Origin of the sequence: Microcystis sp. MC19 (assembly GCF_003019735.1) — a bacterium.
Lineage (GTDB): Bacteria > Cyanobacteriota > Cyanobacteriia > Cyanobacteriales > Microcystaceae > Microcystis.
The window spans coordinates 3,322,563-3,342,682 of the sequence record NZ_CP020664.1; the positions used below are offsets into that span (position 1 = coordinate 3,322,563).

Annotated in this window: 17 protein-coding genes and 2 pseudogenes; 10 read left to right on the plus strand and 9 right to left on the minus strand. The window is 42.5% G+C overall.

The window, feature by feature from the left end; all coding sequences use genetic code 11:
* Nucleotides 1-646: 646 nt before the first annotated feature.
* Both B5D77_RS16960 and nblR read left to right on the plus strand, forming a co-directional pair.
* Complete coding sequence (locus tag B5D77_RS16960) at nt 647-1,156, plus strand: hypothetical protein (RefSeq protein ID WP_106909257.1); 510 nt, start codon at nt 647-649, stop codon at nt 1,154-1,156.
* A gap of 40 nt (nt 1,157-1,196) precedes the next feature.
* On the plus strand, nt 1,197-1,886 hold the full coding sequence (nblR, locus tag B5D77_RS16965; protein WP_106909258.1) for a response regulator transcription factor NblR: 690 nt from the start codon (nt 1,197-1,199) through the stop codon (nt 1,884-1,886).
* 160 nt (nt 1,887-2,046) lie between these two features.
* Here nblR and B5D77_RS16975 read toward each other — a convergent pair whose 3' ends face one another.
* Nucleotides 2,047-2,844, minus strand: coding sequence for a glutathione S-transferase family protein (locus B5D77_RS16975; protein ID WP_008203081.1), 798 nt, complete (start codon nt 2,842-2,844; stop codon nt 2,047-2,049).
* 362 nt (nt 2,845-3,206) lie between these two features.
* Here B5D77_RS16975 and B5D77_RS16980 point away from each other — a divergent pair, with 362 nt between their 5' ends.
* Both B5D77_RS16980 and B5D77_RS16985 read left to right on the plus strand, forming a co-directional pair.
* Nucleotides 3,207-4,421, plus strand: coding sequence for a hypothetical protein (locus tag B5D77_RS16980; protein ID WP_008203084.1), 1,215 nt, complete (start codon nt 3,207-3,209; stop codon nt 4,419-4,421).
* A gap of 33 nt (nt 4,422-4,454) precedes the next feature.
* A complete protein-coding gene (locus tag B5D77_RS16985; RefSeq protein ID WP_008203086.1) occupies nt 4,455-5,447 on the plus strand; it encodes a pentapeptide repeat-containing protein in 993 nt (330 codons plus the stop codon).
* Nucleotides 5,448-5,459: 12 nt separating this feature from the next.
* Here B5D77_RS16985 and B5D77_RS16990 read toward each other — a convergent pair.
* Together B5D77_RS16990 and B5D77_RS17000 are read right to left on the minus strand one after the other, a co-directional pair.
* Nucleotides 5,460-5,630 (minus strand): annotated as a pseudogene (locus B5D77_RS16990) (transposase); the annotation flags it as partial.
* Between the two features lie 269 nt (nt 5,631-5,899).
* Nucleotides 5,900-6,384 (minus strand): annotated as a pseudogene (locus tag B5D77_RS17000) (DUF29 domain-containing protein); the annotation flags it as partial.
* Nucleotides 6,385-6,532: 148 nt separating this feature from the next.
* Between B5D77_RS17000 and purL the strand changes: the two are divergent.
* Nucleotides 6,533-8,803 carry a phosphoribosylformylglycinamidine synthase subunit PurL gene (purL, locus tag B5D77_RS17005; RefSeq protein WP_106909259.1) on the plus strand — a complete coding sequence of 757 codons (2,271 nt, stop codon included), beginning with the start codon at nt 6,533-6,535 and terminating at the stop codon, nt 8,801-8,803.
* Between the two features lie 137 nt (nt 8,804-8,940).
* A complete protein-coding gene (purF, locus tag B5D77_RS17010) occupies nt 8,941-10,404 on the plus strand; it encodes an amidophosphoribosyltransferase (protein WP_106909260.1) in 1,464 nt (487 codons plus the stop codon).
* Nucleotides 10,405-10,632: 228 nt separating this feature from the next.
* On the opposite strand, the gene B5D77_RS17015 is transcribed toward purF, so the two are convergent.
* Together B5D77_RS17015 and aroA are read right to left on the minus strand one after the other, a co-directional pair.
* Nucleotides 10,633-12,372: an ABC transporter ATP-binding protein gene (locus B5D77_RS17015; protein ID WP_106909261.1), complete on the minus strand. Its 1,740-nt coding sequence runs from the start codon at nt 12,370-12,372 to the stop codon at nt 10,633-10,635.
* Nucleotides 12,373-12,567: 195 nt separating this feature from the next.
* Complete coding sequence (gene aroA, locus B5D77_RS17020) at nt 12,568-13,908, minus strand: 3-phosphoshikimate 1-carboxyvinyltransferase (RefSeq protein ID WP_106909262.1); 1,341 nt, start codon at nt 13,906-13,908, stop codon at nt 12,568-12,570.
* Nucleotides 13,909-13,967: 59 nt separating this feature from the next.
* On the opposite strand from aroA, the gene B5D77_RS25940 reads away from it, so the two are divergent.
* Entirely contained in the window at nt 13,968-14,135 is a 168-nt protein-coding gene (locus tag B5D77_RS25940; RefSeq protein WP_159036973.1) for a hypothetical protein, read from the plus strand.
* Between the two features lie 33 nt (nt 14,136-14,168).
* Here B5D77_RS25940 and B5D77_RS17025 read toward each other — a convergent pair whose 3' ends face one another.
* From B5D77_RS17025 to B5D77_RS17040, 4 genes are read right to left on the minus strand one after another with little or no spacing between them, the layout of a single operon-like run.
* Nucleotides 14,169-15,266: a hypothetical protein gene (locus B5D77_RS17025; protein WP_106909263.1), complete on the minus strand. Its 1,098-nt coding sequence runs from the start codon at nt 15,264-15,266 to the stop codon at nt 14,169-14,171.
* 42 nt (nt 15,267-15,308) lie between these two features.
* Nucleotides 15,309-16,661 carry a tetratricopeptide repeat protein gene (locus B5D77_RS17030; protein ID WP_106909264.1) on the minus strand — a complete coding sequence of 451 codons (1,353 nt, stop codon included), beginning with the start codon at nt 16,659-16,661 and terminating at the stop codon, nt 15,309-15,311.
* Nucleotides 16,654-17,763, minus strand: a complete 1,110-nt coding sequence (locus B5D77_RS17035) for an NB-ARC domain-containing protein (RefSeq protein ID WP_106909265.1) — start codon at nt 17,761-17,763, stop codon at nt 16,654-16,656. The genes B5D77_RS17030 and B5D77_RS17035 overlap by 8 nt, the downstream gene beginning before the upstream one ends.
* A gap of 5 nt (nt 17,764-17,768) precedes the next feature.
* Nucleotides 17,769-18,773 carry a hypothetical protein gene (locus B5D77_RS17040; RefSeq protein ID WP_106909266.1) on the minus strand — a complete coding sequence of 335 codons (1,005 nt, stop codon included), beginning with the start codon at nt 18,771-18,773 and terminating at the stop codon, nt 17,769-17,771.
* A 96-nt stretch (nt 18,774-18,869) separates the two neighbouring features.
* Between B5D77_RS17040 and B5D77_RS17045 the strand changes: the two genes are divergently transcribed.
* From B5D77_RS17045 to B5D77_RS17055, 3 genes are read left to right on the plus strand one after another with little or no spacing between them, the layout of a single operon-like run.
* Nucleotides 18,870-19,145 (plus strand): hypothetical protein, encoded by a 276-nt coding sequence (locus B5D77_RS17045; RefSeq protein WP_002761450.1) that lies wholly within the window; start codon nt 18,870-18,872, stop codon nt 19,143-19,145.
* 3 nt (nt 19,146-19,148) lie between these two features.
* Nucleotides 19,149-19,496 (plus strand): type II toxin-antitoxin system PemK/MazF family toxin, encoded by a 348-nt coding sequence (locus B5D77_RS17050; RefSeq protein WP_106910020.1) that lies wholly within the window; start codon nt 19,149-19,151, stop codon nt 19,494-19,496.
* A 41-nt stretch (nt 19,497-19,537) separates the two neighbouring features.
* Nucleotides 19,538-20,080, plus strand: a complete 543-nt coding sequence (locus tag B5D77_RS17055) for a peroxiredoxin (RefSeq protein WP_106909267.1) — start codon at nt 19,538-19,540, stop codon at nt 20,078-20,080.
* The last annotated feature ends 40 nt before the right edge of the window (nt 20,081-20,120 follow it).

A 20,120-nucleotide genomic window follows, 5' to 3' on the forward strand; every position in this document is an offset into this window, starting at 1 on the left:
ATGAATTATGAATTGGGAAGAAGGGAGCAGGGAGCAGAGAGCAGGGAGCAGGGAGAAAAAAGCTGCTTCCTGCCTTCTCACCCAATGTTCGACAAAGATAAGTAAAAATTATTTATTGACTCCAAAGACTTGAGAATATTTAAATTAACATTCCGCAATATTTACAAATTCTTAAGAATTAATTGAGAAAGATTTTTATTTAACAACGATGTTATCATGGTTACAGCGATTTTACTGAATTTCATAATGGGTTATTTTGTGCTTTTTTGGGCAGCAATGATTGAAACCCTTGCCACACCTAGAGGGTGATCCCAATTACGACAGGTAAATCGGTCAATTTCACCCACAACGATGATCTTTTTTTTGTGTAGTTTTATTGCAAAAAAAAAGTTTTTTTGACAAAAAGCACAAAGTATGCAGGAGTAGTTATGGCAGAGTGGGGAAGTGGGGAAGTGGGGTGTGGGGAAGTGGGGAAGTGAGGAAGTGGGGTGTGGGGTGTGGGGTGTGGGGTGTAGGGTGTAGGGTGTGGGGTGTGGGGAGACGGAGTAGGGGAGCAGGGAGAAAAAACTGATGACTGATGACTGATAACTGATTACTGATTACTGATAACTGATAACTGACCCCTCATAGATTTTTACTTAACTTTATGTCTTTGGTAATTTGTACAGGTTTTCATGATTCTAGATTGACCGAGAATTTTTTAGGACATCTGGGGAGCCAATCGGTCAAATTAAGTCGCTATATTATTATTTCGCCTTTTGCTTGCTTAAATGAAGCTTTTTCACCGGGAGAAGACCTAACCTTAATTGGGTTTAGTGCGGGGGTGGTAAATGCGATCGCTTTAGCCCATTATTGGCAAGCTCAAGGGGCAAAAATTGCAGCTTTAATAGCTCTGGACGGGTGGGGAGTGCCATTAATCGGTAATTTTCCCATTTATCGCCTGAGTCACGATTATTTTACCCATTGGAGTTCCTGTTTACTGGGTAGCGGTGGAGAAAATTTTTATGCGGATCCGCCGGTGGATCATCTTAGCCTCTGGTCGTCCCCCGATCAAGTAACCGGTTGGTCTATCAATGGTAATTTTGTCCAACGCACCACAGCGTTAACTTTTTTATCAAATCGGTTGGGCAAGAATCAATTAAGTATAATTAGCTAGTCGCCTCCCTATCTTCTCTATTTCTTTACCCCTTCCGCTCATGAGTACATCCGTCCCGAGTTCTTCGATTCTCTTGGTGGGAATTGAGGAGAATATCGCTAAACTAGCCAGTGCGGACTTGAAAGAAGCAGGTTATCGCCCCCTGATCGTGCCTAGCATTGATAGCGCTTTCCCAGAAGTGGAAAGCTGGCAGCCAGCGATGATTATACTCGATCGCTTCCTAGCGGGGGAAGCGGGTGTAACTTTTTGTCGTCATCTCCGTTCCCAGGGGAGTCGAGTTTATATTATTTTGTTAGTATCTCAAGAAACCCTAGAAGAACGTCTCGCCTGTTTGGAAGCGGGAGCCGACGATTATTTTCTCAAACCCTATAATTCGCAATCTTTTGTCAAATTAATCCGTTTTTATCTGCAGCCTCTGGAAACTATCCCCGAACAATTGCGCTTCGGTGACTTAGTATTAGATTTAGCCAGTCGTCGTCTCTCCTATAAAAACAAAAATATTGAGTTGACGATGAAAGAATTTGAACTGCTGCGCTACCTAATGATTCACCCGAAGGAAGTATTATCAAGGGAGCAAATTCTCGAAAATGTCTGGGGAGACGAATTTCAAGGAGAATCAAACGTTATTGAGGTGTATATTCGCTATTTACGCCTGAAGATGGAGGCTGGTGGTCAAAAACGCCTCATTCATACCGTGCGTGGTGTGGGCTACGTTTTACGGGAATCTTAACAGTAATCAGTAATCAGTGATCAGTGATCAGTGATCAGTAGATTGCTTTTATTTAATCTCCCCACACCCCACACCCTACACCCCACACCCTACACCCCACACCCCACACCCTACACCCCAAACCCCACACCCCAGACCCCGCCACCCTAGTCAAGTTCTGCTATTCGATCTCGATGGAGTTGGGGGAATCTAGAGGAGGGGTGGAACCCCCCGGGGTGATAGTTTGACGGTATTGACGATAAAGACGATCGCGCCAAGCAAAAAAGCCCTCGTAGGCGCTATTATCGGCTAACCCTGGAATCCCCTTGCCTTGCAATTCCCTGGGTAAGTGGAGATAGGAACCCTGGGGAAACTGAAGCAGTACACTTAATCCCGCCACGGCCAAATCGGCTAAACTGGGCTGATCCCCGACTAAATAGGGACGATTGGTTAAAATGAGGTTCAAAGCCTCTAAATCCTGTTGTAGCCCCTTTTTTGCGGTATTGATAGCATCTTTTCCCAGACCTACACCCGTTCCCAAAATATCAATTAATTCCCCCGGCATAGAACCCAGCAACAAGCGCATCAAATCGGGAGTTTCCTGGGGTAAAAAAGCGGTACGAAAGTTTTTATTTTGGGCAAAAGCGCCGAGAAAAGCGGTTCTTCCCTTTAATCCGAGGGATTCATCGGCCCATTCTTCGATTAATAAACATTGACCCCGTTGTAGGGGGTCTGTGGGGATAATTGGTTTTTCGGGATACTTGCGATCGAGATAAAAAGCAATCTCCGTCGAGTCAGCGATATAGGTATCACCATCCTTGAGGACGGGGACCTGGCGCTGTCCGGAAAGACGGAATAATTCCAATTGTCCCACCCCTGGCACCACGTCCTTTTTTTTATAGGCAAGTCCCTTATAGTCGAGAATGAGACGGACTTTCTCACAATAGGCAGATAATTCAAATTGGTAGAGTTCTAGCATGGGATGATATGGCCTCTCGATAAATCAGTTTCTCCCCGATTACTCTAACCCTATCGGGCATCAATTGCCTAAACTTAAAGACTTTACTCCGATTTTATCCGAACACTTGTACTAAAAACGAGCCAGACGAAAAAATAATCTTTTGCTAATTTTAGGAATTAGGCTTGGTACTCTTAGAGAAGATAGACTAGATCCAGCAACCTGAACTAAATAGTGCCACGCTTTTAGGCTAGGATATTTTCAGGCACTAAAGGCTAAGAATAACTTATATATTCTGGCAAGCGGACTAGCGAGAGACCAATAGCATACCGCTATAGTAGAGGTGTGCGAGAGCTGGCTCCTTTCTCGGATCAGAGGTTACTATGCAATTATCCATCGACGTTTTTAATGACGTAGTTCACTATCTCGACAGCCACGAAGAAAAATTACGGATCAAAAAATTAATCTTTTGTATCTGTAAAAAATATTGGGAAAATGATCCTAATATTTTAAACCCTGTGGCTATGGAAGACTTGGTGAAGGAGTTAGTGCGGCTCCAAACCAGTAAAGAACAATTAACTTTTTCTGTTTATAAATTAGTTAAAACCCTCAATCGTCCTCAAGTTTATCGGAGCGTAGCCACGGTTATTATCGAGCAAATCAGTCAATTATATAGTAATATTGATGCCACCCATGACACTCAATTATTACCAGTAGAACTCGAAGTTAACCCTAGCTTTAGCACCGTTAATAATGATGTCAACAACCAGGAAGACAATTTATTAAGACAGGTGGTTAGTAGCCTAGAAAATCATCGAGAGAAGGCGAGAATTCAAAAACTAATGTTTGCCGCTTGTAAAAATCGTTGGGAAAACGATCAAGCGGTGATTAATAGTTATGGCTTAACCAATATTATTTTAGAACTGCAGCGAAACAATCCCAATTTCCTCAGCTTGGGACAAACTCTCAACCAAATTGCCGAAAATATTAATAAAAAAGCTCTCTACCTAGGACTAGCCGATATTATTCTTACCCAGCTAGAGCCTCTTTACGACACTAATAAGGATGAGGAAGAAGAGGAGGAGAATAATGAGTCAAAAAGTCAAATCTTGAACCCTCAGCTAGTTCATCTAAATAATGATTCTGATTCTGCGACTAAAACCGCATCTTTCTCCCCATCTAGAAGTGAACCTGTGGATTTTGCCGCTGGGGTCATCGATATAAATGAACCGCAATTAGCCATGGAATTGCATTTTGCCGAGCCAGCTTTCTTAAATAAAAACCCCAGGAATTTCCCACAAATTCCTGCCTACGACCCCTTTGAAATTCGTTTAGAAATTTTCCAGTATGCTAATCCTTTACGAGCCAAAATATTGATTTTCTCGCTCCTATTTCATCCTTGGGACCGGAGCGGTCAAGATTGGTCAATCCTGCGAAGTTATACCCTAGAAGATTTACTACAACAACTGATCCAAAGCAGCAAATCTCTCAAGGATATCGAAATTGAACTATACAATATTGCTCAAAACCAAATGGATAGGGATGCTTACGTTCAGACCGCCAGTATTCTGGTGCAAGCTTTACAAAAAATTCTTTAATTTTTTACCCAAATTTCTCTGGATATTCCACCTATGAAACCCACCGAATTAATTGCCCGTTATGCCGCAGGAGAAACTCAATTTAGTGGCTTAAGATTACCAGGAGTTAATTTAGTTGGTGCTGACTTAATTGGCATTGTTTTAAATGAAGCAGATCTACACGGAGCCAATCTTCTCTTTACCTATCTTAACCGGGCTAATCTCGCTCAAGCTAATCTGGTGGCAGCTAATTTAAGCGGTGCTAGTCTCAACCAAGCTGACTTAAATGGGGCAGATTTACGCAGTGCCAATTTACACGGAGCGCTGCTACAAGGGGCTAATCTTCGTGATAGCGATATAACCCTAGCGACTTTACTTGATGCTAACTTAATCGGTGCGGATTTACGGGGGGCTGATTTAAGTGGTGCTAACCTGACTGGTGCTTGTTTGCGGGGAACAAATATGCGTCAGGAAAAGAAGAATCATAACACTAATTTACAAGGTGCTAATTTCTACCGCACCGACCTGCAAGGGGCTAATATGAAAGGAGTTGATCTGGTGCGAGCTAATCTAGTAGGAGCCAATTTAAAGGAAGCTAATTTGTGCAATGTTGACCTCAGAAAAGCGGATTTAACTAATGCTAATCTCCAAGATGCTTTACTTGCTGATGCTAATTTAATCGGGGCTTGTTTAGTGGGGGCAAATCTAGCAGGAGTCAATTTAGTGCGCTCAAAAATGAGCGATACGGAGGCAATGGGTGCAAATTTCCATAGTGCAATTATGACTCAAATAAAACTCGATCGAGCTAATCTTAGTCAAGCTAATTTTCAAGGGGCAAGAATGAATCATGCTGACTTAAGAAGGGCTAATCTTTCAGGAGTTAATTTCAGCGAAGCGGATTTAGTTGATGCTTTCTTTGCCAGAGCCAATCTCACCGGTGCCGATTTAAGTAATGCGAATCTAACTCGTGCCGAGTTAATGAGTGCTAATCTAATGGGAGTTAACCTCCGTGGTGCAACTATGCCCGATGGCCGGATTAATAAGTAGGGGTTGCTGAATATTAGACTGGACTAACGCCAAAGCGTCTTTAATTGCTTTGTCTTTACGTTGTCTTGATACTTTAAGGTGAAGCTTGGCAACCTTTGTCCGTTGCTTGTGATAGTTATTAGACTGTTTTTTCCCTTTACGAAACTTTTTGGATAACCGTCGTTGTGCTTTTTTTAGTCGTTTAACGAACACAAGAGTTAGGCACAAACTGAGAAGTTCTGATAGCTTCATCTAGTCTTTGGTATTGTTCTGGTGTCCCGTTTTTTAACTTCGCTTCTACGACTAGCATTGATTAATCCTCGACCCTGGATAAATTAAGTATAATACAGTTTACCTACAAATGATAGAATTAAAATCGTGCTTCGCAGTCAATATCCTGGTCGGCTTTCATCCCCCGCAAAGGTTGATGTCTTGTCGAAAAATTTAGCGGGGGCATTCATCCGACATTTAAGGTAATGATCGATATCAACCTGGAACCACTCCCCATCTAATACCTGTTCGAGGGAGAAATGAGGCTCTACAGGAAGGAATTGCGTCGCCAGTGACAGCTTTCGCTTGTATTAAAGTTTTCCGAGCGTTCGAGTAGGCTTTTTGAAAATAATCCCGCGCATGGTTGCTGAGAGTAGCGGTTTCTAGCCACTCTCCTAGTTGAGTTCGGAAACTGGCGATTTCTCCTACCCAGTGACAGACGTTTCCTTCTCGCTCCTGTTCTGATTTGTGATAGGCTAACTTAAGAAAGTGTTCGATAAGCTGGGTTAATAAACTCTCTACGGCCTGTCTGTCACTTTTCCCCCATGCACTCCACTTCCTCGATCAGATTTTCCCAGTCCACCTCATCAAACTTTTTTAGCTTTAAAAGTTGGGCGGTTTTTGAAGCCCAGAGAACAAAATCCTGATCGTATAAGGCTTTCATTGATAAAGCTGTTTCTACTGCCATAGTTTCGTTCCAACTGATCATAAAACTATGTCTTTAGCTTAACTTTACTAGCGCAAACCCTTGTAACTTTTTTGTCCTTTACTAGGCATTGTAACTCGATCTCATCAGACGTTATACAATAAATCTTGTCCCTCGATCGCATTTTCCCATGACTACCCCCTTCACTGCCGCAGAAATTGCCTCAGAAGGCATCAAACCCGAAGAATACGAAGAAATAGTCAAGAGACTGGGAAGACACCCCAACAAAGCCGAATTAGGAATGTTTGGCGTGATGTGGTCGGAACACTGCTGTTATAAAAACTCCCGGCCGCTGCTCAAACAATTCCCCACCACCGGCGAAAAAATTCTCGTTGGACCGGGAGAAAATGCCGGAGTAGTGGATTTAGGCGATGGATTGCGATTAGCCTTTAAAATCGAGTCCCATAATCACCCTTCGGCCGTGGAACCCTTACAAGGTGCCGCTACCGGAGTCGGAGGCATCCTGCGGGATATTTTTACCATGGGGGCCCGTCCCATTGCTATCCTCAACTCCCTCCGTTTTGGTAACTTGCAAGATGCCCGCAATCGGCGCATTTTTGCCGGAGTCGTGGAAGGAATAAGTCATTATGGCAATAGTGTGGGCGTTCCCACGGTGGGCGGTGAGATATACTTTGATAATGCCTACAATGGCAATCCCCTCGTTAATGCCATGGCTTTAGGGCTAATGGAAACCCAGGAAATCGTTAAATCTGGGGCAAAAGGCCTAGGAAACCCGGTTTTATACGTTGGTTCTACCACCGGCCGCGACGGTATGGGAGGGGCGAGTTTTGCCAGTGCCGAATTAACCGATAAATCTATGGATGACCGGCCCGCGGTGCAAGTGGGCGACCCTTTTCTGGAAAAATCCCTGATAGAAGCTTGTTTAGAGGCATTTAAGACCGGCGCGGTGGTGGCGGCCCAGGATATGGGGGCCGCTGGGATCACCTGTTCTACCTCCGAGATGGCGGCCAAGGGAGGGGTGGGAATTGAATTAGACCTGGATAAAATCCCCGTCCGGGAAACCGGGATGGTTCCCTACGAATATCTGCTATCGGAATCCCAAGAAAGAATGCTATTTGTGGCGGAATCGGGACGAGAAGGCGAATTAATCGAGATTTTCCATCGTTGGGGACTTCAGGCTGTGGTCGCTGGCCAGGTAATTGCAGAACCGATCGTCCGTATATTATTTAAAGGGGAAATTGCCGCCGAAATTCCTGCCACGGCCCTGGCCGATAATACTCCGATTTATCATCGGGAATTACTAACAGAACCGCCGGAATACGCCCAAAAAGCTCAATTATGGCAAGATAGCACGATTCCTATTCCCGAATCCCATAACGAGATTTTATTAAAACTGCTGGATAGTCCCTCGATTGCCTCAAAACGCTGGGTTTATCGTCAATATGATCATCAAGTCCAGAATAACACCGTTATTCTCCCCGGGGGGGCCGATGCGGCCGTGATTCGCGTGCGTCCTCTGGGTGCTAATCCCGCCAATTCTCGGCGAGGTGTAGCGGCGACTACAGATTGTAATCCGCGATATGTTTATCTTGATCCCTATAACGGAGCTAAGTTGGCCGTGGCGGAAGCGGCCAGAAACCTTAGTTGTGTTGGGGCTGACCCCATTGCTGTCACGGATAATCTCAATTTCGGAAGTCCAGAGAATTCAATCGGTTATTGGCAATTAGCCACTGCTTGTCAGGGTATTGCCGAAGCTTGTCGGGAAATGAATACACCAGTAACTGGGGGTAATGTCTCTTTGTACAACGAAACCGTTGATGCAGCTGGCAGCCCCCAGTCTATTTATCCGACTCCCGTGATTGGTATGGTGGGATTAGTGCCGGATATCGGGCAAATTTGCGGCCAAGGTTGGCAAAAAGCGGGGGATTTAATCTATATTTTGGGTTTTTCCTTGCCAACTATCGGCGCATCGGAGTATTTAGCCGTTATTCACGGTTTGGTGACGGGAAAACCGCCGGTAATTGATTTTGAGTTAGAAAGAAAGGTACAAGCGGCCTGTCGTCGGGGAATTCGCGCCGGTTGGGTGAAATCTGCCCACGATTGCGCGGAGGGGGGTTTAGCCACTGCTCTGGCAGAATGCTGTATTAGTGGCCAATTAGGGGCAGAAATTGACCTTTCTTGGCAGCATCAGGGACGTTTTGACGCGGTGTTATTCGGGGAATTAGCTAGTTGCATTATTGTCTCCGTTTCCCCCGAAAATCGGCAAGATTGGGAAGAATACCTAAAGATACAATTGGGAGACTATTGGCAAATAACTGGCAAAGTTAGCGAAAAAAGCGAGAATCTTCGGATTTTTGACCAGAATAAACAACCAGTGATCGATGTTAGTCTAGAAACTATACAGCAAGTTTGGTCAAAAGCGATCGAAAGAAGGCTGTAATCTTGAGGCCGTCAGCTAGATAAGATGGCCGATTATATCGGTAAATAAAGGCTGATAGCTGATAAATAAATCGTTAAAAGAAGATTAAGATCGGTTAAGATTTTGTTACCAAAGTATTCTGCAGCCCCAACCCTCCCATGTCTAGCCATCCCGACTCATCTGTATCTTTTGCCAGTGTCGATAAGCCTGAAGAAGCCTGTGGAGTTTTTGGACTCTATGCCCCCGAGGAAGAAGTAGCAAAACTGACCTATTTCGGACTCTATGCCCTGCAACACCGAGGACAGGAATCGGCAGGTATTGCCACCTACGACGGGGAAACGGTGCATTGTTACAAGGAAATGGGCTTAGTTTCCCAAGTTTTTAACGAAACTGTCCTTAAAACCTTGCCCGGTACTCACGCCGTCGGTCATACTCGTTACTCTACCACTGGTTCTAGCCGTCGCGCCAATGCCCAACCTGCTGTGATCGAAACCCGTTTGGGTAAACTTTCCTTAGCACATAACGGCAATTTAGTCAATACTTTTGAGTTAAGAAATGTATTAGAAAAGCGCGGTTGTGATTTCGGCACCACCACCGACTCGGAAATGATCGCCGTCGCTATCGGTCAGGAGGTGGATAGTGGCAAGGATTGGATAGAAGCGGCGATCGATGCCTTTAGCTATTGTAGCGGGGCTTATAGCCTTGTTATCGGCACACCGACGGGAATTATCGGGGCGCGGGATCCCAATGGTGTCAGACCCTTAGTAATTGGGGTTTTGCAAGAAGAAGGTAATCCCTCCCGTTATGTTTTGGCTTCGGAAACCTGCGGATTAGATATTATCGGGGCCGATTATCTGCGGGATGTGCAGCCGGGGGAATTAGTTTGGATTAGTGAAGATGGCTTATCTTCGGTGGATTGGGCCATTAAACCGGAGAAAAAATTATGCGTTTTCGAGATGATTTATTTTGCTCGTCCCGATAGCATTGTTCACGAGGAATCTTTATATACTTATCGGGTACGTTTGGGGGAACAATTAGCCAAAGAGTCGCCGGTAGAAGCAGATATGGTGATGGGAGTTCCCGATTCGGGTATTCCGGCTGCGATCGGATTTTCGCGCATTTCTGATATTCCCTACGCGGAAGGATTGATTAAAAATCGTTATGTGGGACGGACTTTTATTCAACCAACCCAACACATGAGAGAGTCGGGGATTAAGATGAAATTGAATCCTTTAAAGGATGTTTTACAGGGAAAAAGAGTTATTATTGTTGATGATTCGATCGTGCGGGGAACCACTAGCCGGAAATTAGTTAAAGCTTTACGCGATGCTGGAGCAAGAGAAGTTCACATGAGAATATCTTCACCTCCGGTGACTCATCCCTGTTTTTATGGCATTGATACGGACAACCAAGAGCAATTAATTGCGGCAACTAAATCGGTGGCGCAAATTCAGGCACAAATCGGGGTGGATAGTTTAGCTTATCTCAGTCAAGATGGAATGTTAACAGCAACGAAAGAAGATCCGAAAACCTTCTGTACTGCCTGTTTTAATGGCGATTATCCGATTCCTGTACCTGATAATGTTAAGCGATCGAAGTTGATCTTAGAAACAGTTAAATAGGGGTTGCTGAATAAATCTAAAAACCTTGCTGGGTAAGACTTTTAGACTTTTTATCAATCAAAAAGTACCAGAGATGGGAGTGATCGGGGGGAAAATTCAGGGACTTTTTCCCTGAAAATTAGGTAATTGACCAGGTGAAAATCGGTAAAACCCTACACCCCACACCCCACACCCCACACCCTGTCCCCACGAATAACTTTTTGCCGCAAACCCTAAATAGCCTCAAGGCTAAATCCTCTGAAAACAATCGGCAATTTCCTGGGGAGTTAAAAGAGAATTAGGATAACCAGAAAGTTGTCCTAATTTTTGTGCCAATAAAACTGCTTGGGGTGGAGTTAGATAGGTTTTGGCTAAGAGATCGGTTTGATGATAAGCTTGCCGGATTGGGGCATCTAAAAGGATAGTTCCTTGGCCCATGATAATTACTCTTTCGGCGTATTCTGGCATTAAATAGAGGTGATGGGTGATCACAATCACCGTTTTGCCCATCTGGTGTAATTGACGACTGACCTCTAAAATTGCCTTAGCCCCTTGGTAATCTTGGCCGGTGGTGGGTTCATCGAAAACAACTATACGCGGTTCCATGGCTAAAATTGCCGCAATCACTACCCGCGCTCGATCGCCTTTCGGCAAGGAGAGAGGATGATAGGAGCGATATTCTAGCAATCCCATGGCTTCTAGACTTGCTTCCGTGCGTTGGATAATGATTTCTGGAGAATAACCGAGATTAGTCAGGGCAAATGATACTTCTTTCTCCACAGTGGTGTTAAAAATCTGATTATCGGGATTTTGGGCTACATAACCGATCGATCGAGCTAAATCACTGACAGAAAAGCTAGCGATCGAACGTCCGTCAATCATAACTTGACCGGTGGTTGCCGAGAGAAGATTGAGAAAATGCTTGACTAAAGTGCTTTTTCCTGCGCCATTTTGACCGATAATCAGCAGATATTCCCCTTCGGCAATATCGAGGGACACATCCCGCAAAGCGGTAGTACCATCGGGATAGGTATGGCAGAGATTTTTTACCCTCAGTATGGGGTTTAAGGGGTCAGAAACCGACGATAAGGGAGGGGTTGGGGTTCTATGATGGTAAAAGGATTTAAGCTCGTTTAAACGGGCAAAACCGCGGTCTAGGGTGACAGGAATGGAATCGATCTCGCGTAGCGAGCGCGTTGCGACCGCCCCTATTTTTTGATTGATCAAGGCAAAAGTAGTGGCCACTTGCGGAGGACGCAGGGCATTTTCCTGTAAAAGTTGTACTTGGGAGTAGATCTCTGCTGGGGTTCCCATGGCTTCGATCGCACCTTCCCTTAATAGTACAAGGCGATCGGCATATTCGGCCATTTCCTCGGCTGCGTGGGAGACCATCACAATAGTGACACCGAGATGGCGATTTAACTCCTTAATGGTGGCGAAAACTTCCTGGGATCCCACCGGATCCAGTTGGGAGGTGGGTTCATCGAGAATTAACAAAGCGGGCTGAACTGCGAGGGCAGCGGCGATCGCTAATCGTTGTTTTTGTCCTCCCGATAGTTCCCCCGGCGATTTTTTTTCCATTCCCTCTAACCGGACTGCCGCTAAAACTTTGGGAATACGCGCTTTAATTTCCTCTCGCGGTAGCCGTAAATTTTCTAAGGTAAAAGCGATTTCATTTTCTATCGAAGTGGCTAAAAGTTGCGTTTCGGGATCTTCAAATACTGCCCCCACATAGCGGGCCAAGGTGCTAACGGGATGGGTTAAAGTATCTAAACCGGCTACTGTTGCATAACCAAAAAAACGCCCTCCGTAGAATTGGGGGACAATACCGTTAAGAGTTAAACAGAGAGTAGTTTTTCCCGCACCTGTGGGCCCGATAATACCTAAAAATTCTCCTCGATGAATTGCTAAAGAGATATTTTTAAGCACTAGATTGGAGGATTCGGGATAAATATAGGAAACTTTCTCTAATTGGGCGATGATTTCCATTATCGGTGGGGAATAGAAGACGGGAGTGGGGTAGATGGGGAGATATTTTTCAGGGAAATGCGAGTTAGGGACGCTTCTATTTTCCGCTATTTCGATCGATGAACTCGATTATCACACAGGTGGCCTACTACTCTGTGATTTATCCCGCAATTATACCAGTTACCCCTCGCCCGTTCGCAGAAAAACTTAATATTTTCACTCTTGACAAATTTGCTTTAAGGTGCTAAAAAAATCGGGGTAGGAAATGCCGGCCGCTTCAGCGCGATGGATAGTGGTGGGTTGACGGGAATTGAGGGCAGCGATCGCTAGACTCATGGCAATGCGATGATCGGTAAAACTGTCCACTTCCGCGCCTAATAGGCCTGTACCGCCGGTAATCTCTAAACCATCGGGTAATTCCCTTACTTTTGCCCCTAGGCGATCGAGTTGGGTGGCCATCACCGTCAGGCGATCGCTTTCCTTCACCCGTAATTCCTCGGCATCCTTGATAATTGTCGTTCCTTGGGCAAAAACCGCCGCTACTGCCAGAATGGGAATTTCATCGATCAGACGGGGTATAATCTCACCAGCGATCGTGGTTGCCTGTAGTGGACTGGATTTCACCCGCAGATCCGCCACCGGTTCTCCCGTCACCACCCGTTGATTTTCGAGGGTGATATCTGCTCCCATTGCCTGTAAAACCTGTAAAACTCCAGTTCTAGTCGGGTTTATTCCCACATTTTCGATTAATAACTCGGAATTAGGCACTATTGCCCCCGCTACCAACCAAAAAGCTGCCGAACTGATATCTCCCGGTACAATCACCGTTTGTCCAGTTAAAGTGGGATAACCCGTCACCGTGACGCTATTAGTCTCCCCATCCACCTCAATATTTGCCCCAAAAGCGCGCAGCATCCGTTCACTGTGATCGCGAGATAAAGCAGGTTCCGTGATCGTAGTTTTTCCCTCGGTTAACAGTCCAGCGAGGAGAAGACAGGATTTTACCTGTGCAGAAGCAACGGGAGAATAGTAGTGGATCGGTTGCAGAGATTCCCCAGAAACGGCTAAAGGAGCCAAAGAATTGGCTTTTCTGCCCCAAATTTGCGCCCCCATTTCCTTGAGGGGTTTCACCACCCTGGACATGGGACGCGATCGCAGGGAAGCATCACCGGTGACGACAAAAAAACGGTCCCGATGACCGGCCAATAATCCTAACATTAAGCGGATCGTCGTGCCGGAATTGCCCGCGTCGAGGATTTCTAAGGGTTCCTGAAGATTGCCTAAACCCCTACCTTTGACGATCACTTTCTCGCTGTTGAGTTGGGAAATTTCCACACCCATGGCACGAAAACAACTAGCGGTACTGCGGGGATCTTCGCCCAATAATAACCCATGAATAACGGTTTCCCCTTCGGCGATCGCTCCTAACATCAGGGAACGATGGGATATAGATTTATCGCCGGGGATGGTGATTTTTCCCCGTAATCCCGTGATTTTGGCTGGATCGATGACTAAATCTTGATGGGATTGAAGGGGGTTAAGGGTGACAATAGACATGATCGTTAGGCAGATGAAGACAAGCTCGATCTATTTTCCCCCTTTACCTCGCCCTTTCCTTGTCAAGTTATGTAAAGAATATTAAGCTAGAAGCATTCGGTCATCAGTTTTTTGTTATGCCCACTACTGCCCAAGAAGTTTATAATCAAGTGGTTTGTCACTTATCATCCGGGGAACGTTTACGATTGGCCACAATCATTACTTGGGTAGATTGGCGATTTATTTAGCGCAAAGGAGGCTCGAATCAAGCTCAAGCAAATTTATCCGTCAATCCAGGATTGAATAAGTAGTAAGGCCTGTTCAGTAATTTGTTGAGCTACTTGTTTATAGTTATGAGAATAGGGGGTTAAAGGTTGAACAGCCCTTAACCAACCTCCACTAGCTTCTGCTACTGCTAAATGATAGATTCTGCCATCGTCCTCTATGTTCAGTTTTTCTGTGTGAGTTGCATAAAAAGCGATTATTCTTTGAGGATCTGCACATTCTTCTACTAAATGAAGAGAACTACTTCCATGCACAATGGCTATATTTGGCAAACCTGTTTTTTCTGACCATTGATTAATTGCATTAAAAAAGCCAGCTTGTGAGGCAAAATCTCTATTCCAATCAATATCTAAAGATGTAGGGAGAGGATTTAAATTATGTTGTTTGCTAATTTCAATAACTTTCCGATGGATTTCTTCAAGATTTCCGTATTGGATAATAATAGGAATAACAATGATATTATGTTCTTTTAATTCTTTTTGAATCTTACCAATGGCAGGGATACTATCTTCAAAAGGGAAAGACATATATTCGGAAATTTTCTGTTGTTCTCTATCATTTGCACCATACTCTGTCCCAAAAGTTTTTAAACCTGAAAAGGGCAAAAAGATAACTTTAGCATCCTGATAATCTCTATTATCTCTGGCTAAGTGAGCAACATAAAAAAGTTTTTTCGTAACTTTTTCAATCGTTTTTTCTGAAGCGAAAAGACAAGATTTATTAGGAACAGGATGGGCTATCCCTTTGTTGTCTTTGACAGTTGGGTAATTATCTCCTAAATTATGACGCAAAAAATCTACAGCATGACGCTCGGTAACAATATTGTAAATTAAAATATTGTATTTATTGGCAATTTTATTAATCATTTCATCGTTTAAAATACTATCGTTATAATCTTCAAAATAAACTTTAGCACCTGTTCGAGAGAAAGTTTCTATAGCTACTTCTTTAAAAGCTGAATCAGCGAGTACAACTACTGTAATGTCTTGTTTTTGATCATTAATAAGATAATCTAAATAGTCTTTTTGTGAACGCATACTGCGAAGACTAAAACCAATAGAATCAACAATAACCATTAATTTTTTTTGCTGCATTTAATAACCTCAAATTTGGATAGATCAGAATAAAGTTACAGACTAATGATTGTCTTGAAGAATTTTAGACACCTCCTCATGTTGGGGTGAATAAACGTTTAAATAATCAAGAGCTTTATGAAAAGTTTTTTGTGCTTCTTCTTTTTTTCCTTGATCTCGAAAGCAAAACGCCATTTCCATATATGTTAGTCCTTCTCCGTGTCTATCGGAAGCACCACCACCCGTTGATGATACTTTCTTTTTAAAATTTAAACTTTTAAGATAATAATCATGTGCTTGCTCATAATTTCCCATTAGACGCTGAATTTTACCGAGTTCATTGAAACAAACCCCTTGTCCTTGAAGATCATTTAACTCTTTTTTAATCTCCAAACTAGATTCCATTAATTTTTGTGCTTCTTGTAAAAACTCAATTTGTTTCTGGCTATTATAAAGCTCGATATAAACTTTGCCTAAAATATTGGTTGTTTTACTTAATGCAAAGCGATTATTAAGTTTTTCTTTAAGCTCAAGACTCTCTCGTAAAACTTCTTCTGCACTCTCTAATTTTCCAAATATGGGATAAATTAATCCTAAACCATCAAGGGCTTCTGCAATATCTTCTTCTACATCAATGTCAAAATTTTGACTCTCATGTATCCTTCTAAAAAGTTTTACTGAATTTTCCAAGGCTTCAGCAGACTTTTCCCAATTTCCCATTGAACGATTAAGAAAACCTAAAGTATATAAAGCCTTAGCTTCGCCATATTCATCTTTTAATTCTTGAAAGATATGTAAACTTTCTTCACATTTATCTAAGCCCTCTTTGGCTCTTCCTAATAAACGTTGTAACTCAGCAAATTGATTAAGTAAATGAGCTTCTGTTAAATGCTCGCCCGATTTATTTGCGGCATAAATTGCCTCTCTCAGTATATCATCTAAATCTTCCCAATAAGTCCGAATTTTCAGAAATCTTTGCAAACTTTGACAAATTTTAACAATTCGTTGCCATTGTCCATCTTCCTTAGCATAGCTTATCGCTAGTTTAATGTTATTTAACTCTGTTTGGAAGAAATCTAGAGCTTTATTTTCAAGATTGTGTTGATCTTTAGCAGAAAACTCAGGGGAATTTCGATAAAATTTCGGATCAAGATAGTTATTATTCTCAAAAGCGAGTTCAGTATATGTCTCAATAATTGCCGGTCTCGCCAAATCATAATAATATCTATATATTTTCTCGAATTTTTCCTTAATGTCCTGTAATTCTTCAGGAGAGAATGTTTCTTGAAATTCTTGTTTAATCAATTCTTTTTCTTCTTCACTGAATAAGTCAGTGTAGAGATTTCTAAGAAGAGTAAAATGTTCTTTCTCCCCTTCTAAGTCTTTTAAAAAATCAGTTTCATGATTATTAATCATTAATTTGTCCTCCTCCAATGCCTAGAATTGCCTTAAAAAACTTAGTAGTTAAAATATGCAGATAATAGCGTTTTTTATCATATTCTTCTCTTTCTAACAAACAAGAACGCCAAGTGTTCATAATTGCCTGTTCTAATTGTGGCTCAGTCAATTTGATTTTTTTATTGTTCATATCTCGAATCAGACTGTAGGTAGTCCCTTCTTGCTCTTGTAAACCAGCTAAAAGCGACATTAACTTTAGGTCTGAATCAGAAAACATTCTCAAAGCTTGAAAAAATATACGCCACCAAAATCTTTTAAAGACGTTCATATCGTCTTCTTGAACATCATCTTCTGTTAGGCGAACATTAAATAAACTTTGTTCAATTTCTGCGGTAGTTTTGTTTTTTAGTTGACCTGTTACTAATTTTAATGCTAAGGGTAAATAGCCAGTTTTATTGTTGCCAGTAAATTTTAGTAATTCTATAGAAGCATCAGGATCAAAACAAGTAATGTCTCTTTCCTGTGCAACTTGCTCCATTAATTTGATTGATGCTTCTTCTTGCAGACCTTGTAAATAAAAATCCCAAACATCTACCTCTAAAGTATCAAATCTATTTCGGCTGGTAAACAGAACTTTACTATTTCCTAAAACTGAATAAAGCCTCGCCGCAATTGCATTCTGAGATTCCGAAGTTTCCATATTGTCCAAAATTAAAAGAACTCTCTGACTAGATAATAACTTTCTAGTTTCGATTTCTCGTCTCTCACCTTGTAAACCTATCAAATCACGAAGAGAATCTATTGTTCTATCATTTGTTCTATCATTTGTTCTATTATTGTATTTAAGTGAGGGTAATAATTGCTTGGGAATATCTTCAAGAATTGAATCAAAAGTCATACGAGTGGAATTGAACTTTGTTGAGGCGGTTTGCCAGACAACATATCGAAAACCCATTTCGCGGAAAGCTCTAGCAACTTCAATAGCTACAGAGGTTTTGCCATTTCCTCCCAGTCCAGTAATTCCCACTAGACGTTTACCTTTTGAGTCACTGAGAGCATCTTTGATTCTGTTAATTTCTTGTTCACGTCCTAAAAGTTCTAGATAGTTTGGAGTTGGAATTTTCGCTAATTCCTCAAAAAAAAACCGTCTTTTTCCTCTTCTTCAAAAGTAACTTGATTAGGATTAAATCCTCCCCCAGAATTTTGACGAGGTAAATATTTATCTATAAATTCTCTCACCCCTATATAAATAGTATCATTCTCACTTTGAGGTTTAACAATAGCAAAATGATCTGCTCCATTGACGGCAGTTGGTCTAACGCCTGTAACATTTGGATCACTACTGAAGCGATCCACCACTAGGCGTTTTCCTATCGCAGGAATTTCTGTTTCTTCGGTTTCATAAAAGGCTTTTGTTTGAATGTCATAAGTTTTTGTATTACCGCTATACCATTTACCTGATTTATATAACTGGGTGTTAGTATTCTCTGAGCTAAGTTCACTAATAATCACATTTTCGTCAAGAAGACGAAATGTTTTTGCAACTTGAGCTAATAATTCCTTGAAATTGGCCAAATCTGAACCTTGATGAGGGGTAGCACAAAAAACAACTCCTTTGGTTTGTCCAATAATTTCCCTCATTTCGTCATTACTATTAAGATCATCATGAGCTAAATAAAGTGTCTCTTTGACAATTAAACCGCCTAAACTATGAGTAACAAAAATTTTGGGCCGGATCAAAAAATCTCTTTGTGTCAAAAGTGCAAGCAGTTCACTGGCTTGATCTATGATGGGAGAAGCCTTTCCCGTATAACTCTCTATTTTACCTTTGACTATTGGTACTCTTGATAAACCACTACTTTCTTTAAAAGGCATGGCTTCATATCCATAAGACCAAATCCCTAAATCTGGTCTATGTTTACCAAGCCAATTTAACCAAAAGTTGAGTTCTTGTAACTCTTGATTCCAAAATTGCTCTGTATCAACTTTGTCTCTTATTTCTTCTGGGTTGGGATACCAAGCTGTAATGGGATGATCCCCTAGTCCATGAACGAAGATAATATCTCCCCTACGATTAGAGTCATCGCACCCACCGTTAATCTTCAGTAAGCCCAATCTTCTCTTAGCCATACTCCACTACCAGTCATCGTATAGTTATGATAAGATTCATTATAGTTGATCCCTCGCAAGTGTCGATCTATTTTCCCCCTTTACCTCGCCCTTTCCTTGTCAAGTTATGTAAAGAATATTAAGCTAGAAGCATTCGGTCATCAGTTTTTTGTTATGCCCACTACTGCCCAAGAAGTTTATAATCAAGTGGTTTGTCACTTATCATCAGGAGAACGTTTACGATTGGCCACAATCATTCTCAATGAACTTGTCGGACAACAACAACCATCGCTCGATCAAAGTGATACCTGGACTGAGGAGGATCAGATCGATCTTGTCAATTTTTCCCTAAACTATGCGGCCAAAACTTTCTCTGATGTGGAGGGGGGTTAATTGGTGACGTTTTCCCCTAGAGATGTGGTGACAGTTGATTTTCCCGGTGTGACAGGAATTAAGCGCCGTCCTGCTGTGGTTTTGTCATCAGAGACTTACCACTCTCTTCGACCTGATGTAATAGTTGGACTGATCACAACTCAGTCAAAAGTTCTAGGAATTACTGATTATGCGCTTCAGGATTGGGTCTCGGCCGGGTTACGGGTCGCTTCGATATTTCGTTGTTTTATCGTAACTTTGCCACCATCTGCAAATTTAGCTGTGATTGGACATTTATCAGAGCGTGACTGGCAGGGAATCAAGGCTCGTGTTAGAATTTCCCTCGCAAGTTTAGATGAAACAAAACCATAGAGGCAAGTCGCCTCATCTAACCCACCCGACAACTTAAATTTATGTCTCGTCGTCAACTGTTGAGTTTTTTAATTGCAGTAATTTTGGCATTTTTTGCCTTGATTCCCGATGCTAACGCTTTAGGTGGCCCCCAACCCCCTTTAAATCAACCGGCACCCGATTTTACCCTACCGACTAACACGGGAGAAGGGAATATTTCCCTATCGGATTATCGGGGTAAGTGGGTAGTTTTGTATTTTTATCCCAAGGATTTTACCCCCGGCTGTACCCTAGAAGCGCGGCGTTTTCAGCAGGATTTGCCGAAATATATGGCTAAAAATACGCAAGTTTTAGGGGTAAGTGCCGATGATGTCGATTCTCATGCGGAATTTTGTGACTCGGAGGGGTTAAAATTTCCCTTACTGGCAGATACTACCGGAGATGTTAGTAAAGCCTATGGTTCTTGGATGGGTTATGTTTCCCTGCGTCATACCTATCTTATCGATCCCGATGGGATTTTAAAAGAGATTTATTTAGGGGTAAATCCTGCCATTCACAGCGCCGAAGTTTTAGCACGTTTAGAGGAATTACAGGCGACTTCTTGAGATAATTGGTCTTGAATCTAGAAATTATCTTGATAAAAGC

What these genes read in the sequence shown, in the direction of transcription:
- B5D77_RS17015 (WP_106909261.1), bottom strand. Translation starts at nt 12,372, where the DNA reads ATGGAAATCATCGCCCAATTAGAGAAAGTTTCCTATATTTATCCCGAA.
- purF (WP_106909260.1), top strand. Translation starts at nt 8,941, where the DNA reads ATGTCTAGCCATCCCGACTCATCTGTATCTTTTGCCAGTGTCGATAAG.
- B5D77_RS17040 (WP_106909266.1), bottom strand. Translation starts at nt 18,773, where the DNA reads ATGGCTAAGAGAAGATTGGGCTTACTGAAGATTAACGGTGGGTGCGAT.
- B5D77_RS17030 (WP_106909264.1), bottom strand. Translation starts at nt 16,661, where the DNA reads ATGATTAATAATCATGAAACTGATTTTTTAAAAGACTTAGAAGGGGAG.
- purL (WP_106909259.1), top strand. Translation starts at nt 6,533, where the DNA reads ATGACTACCCCCTTCACTGCCGCAGAAATTGCCTCAGAAGGCATCAAA.
- B5D77_RS16960 (WP_106909257.1), top strand. Translation starts at nt 647, where the DNA reads ATGTCTTTGGTAATTTGTACAGGTTTTCATGATTCTAGATTGACCGAG.
- B5D77_RS17055 (WP_106909267.1), top strand. Translation starts at nt 19,538, where the DNA reads ATGTCTCGTCGTCAACTGTTGAGTTTTTTAATTGCAGTAATTTTGGCA.
- aroA (WP_106909262.1), bottom strand. Translation starts at nt 13,908, where the DNA reads ATGTCTATTGTCACCCTTAACCCCCTTCAATCCCATCAAGATTTAGTC.
- B5D77_RS16980 (WP_008203084.1), top strand. Translation starts at nt 3,207, where the DNA reads ATGCAATTATCCATCGACGTTTTTAATGACGTAGTTCACTATCTCGAC.
- B5D77_RS17025 (WP_106909263.1), bottom strand. Translation starts at nt 15,266, where the DNA reads ATGCAGCAAAAAAAATTAATGGTTATTGTTGATTCTATTGGTTTTAGT.
- B5D77_RS16985 (WP_008203086.1), top strand. Translation starts at nt 4,455, where the DNA reads ATGAAACCCACCGAATTAATTGCCCGTTATGCCGCAGGAGAAACTCAA.
- nblR (WP_106909258.1), top strand. Translation starts at nt 1,197, where the DNA reads ATGAGTACATCCGTCCCGAGTTCTTCGATTCTCTTGGTGGGAATTGAG.
- B5D77_RS16975 (WP_008203081.1), bottom strand. Translation starts at nt 2,844, where the DNA reads ATGCTAGAACTCTACCAATTTGAATTATCTGCCTATTGTGAGAAAGTC.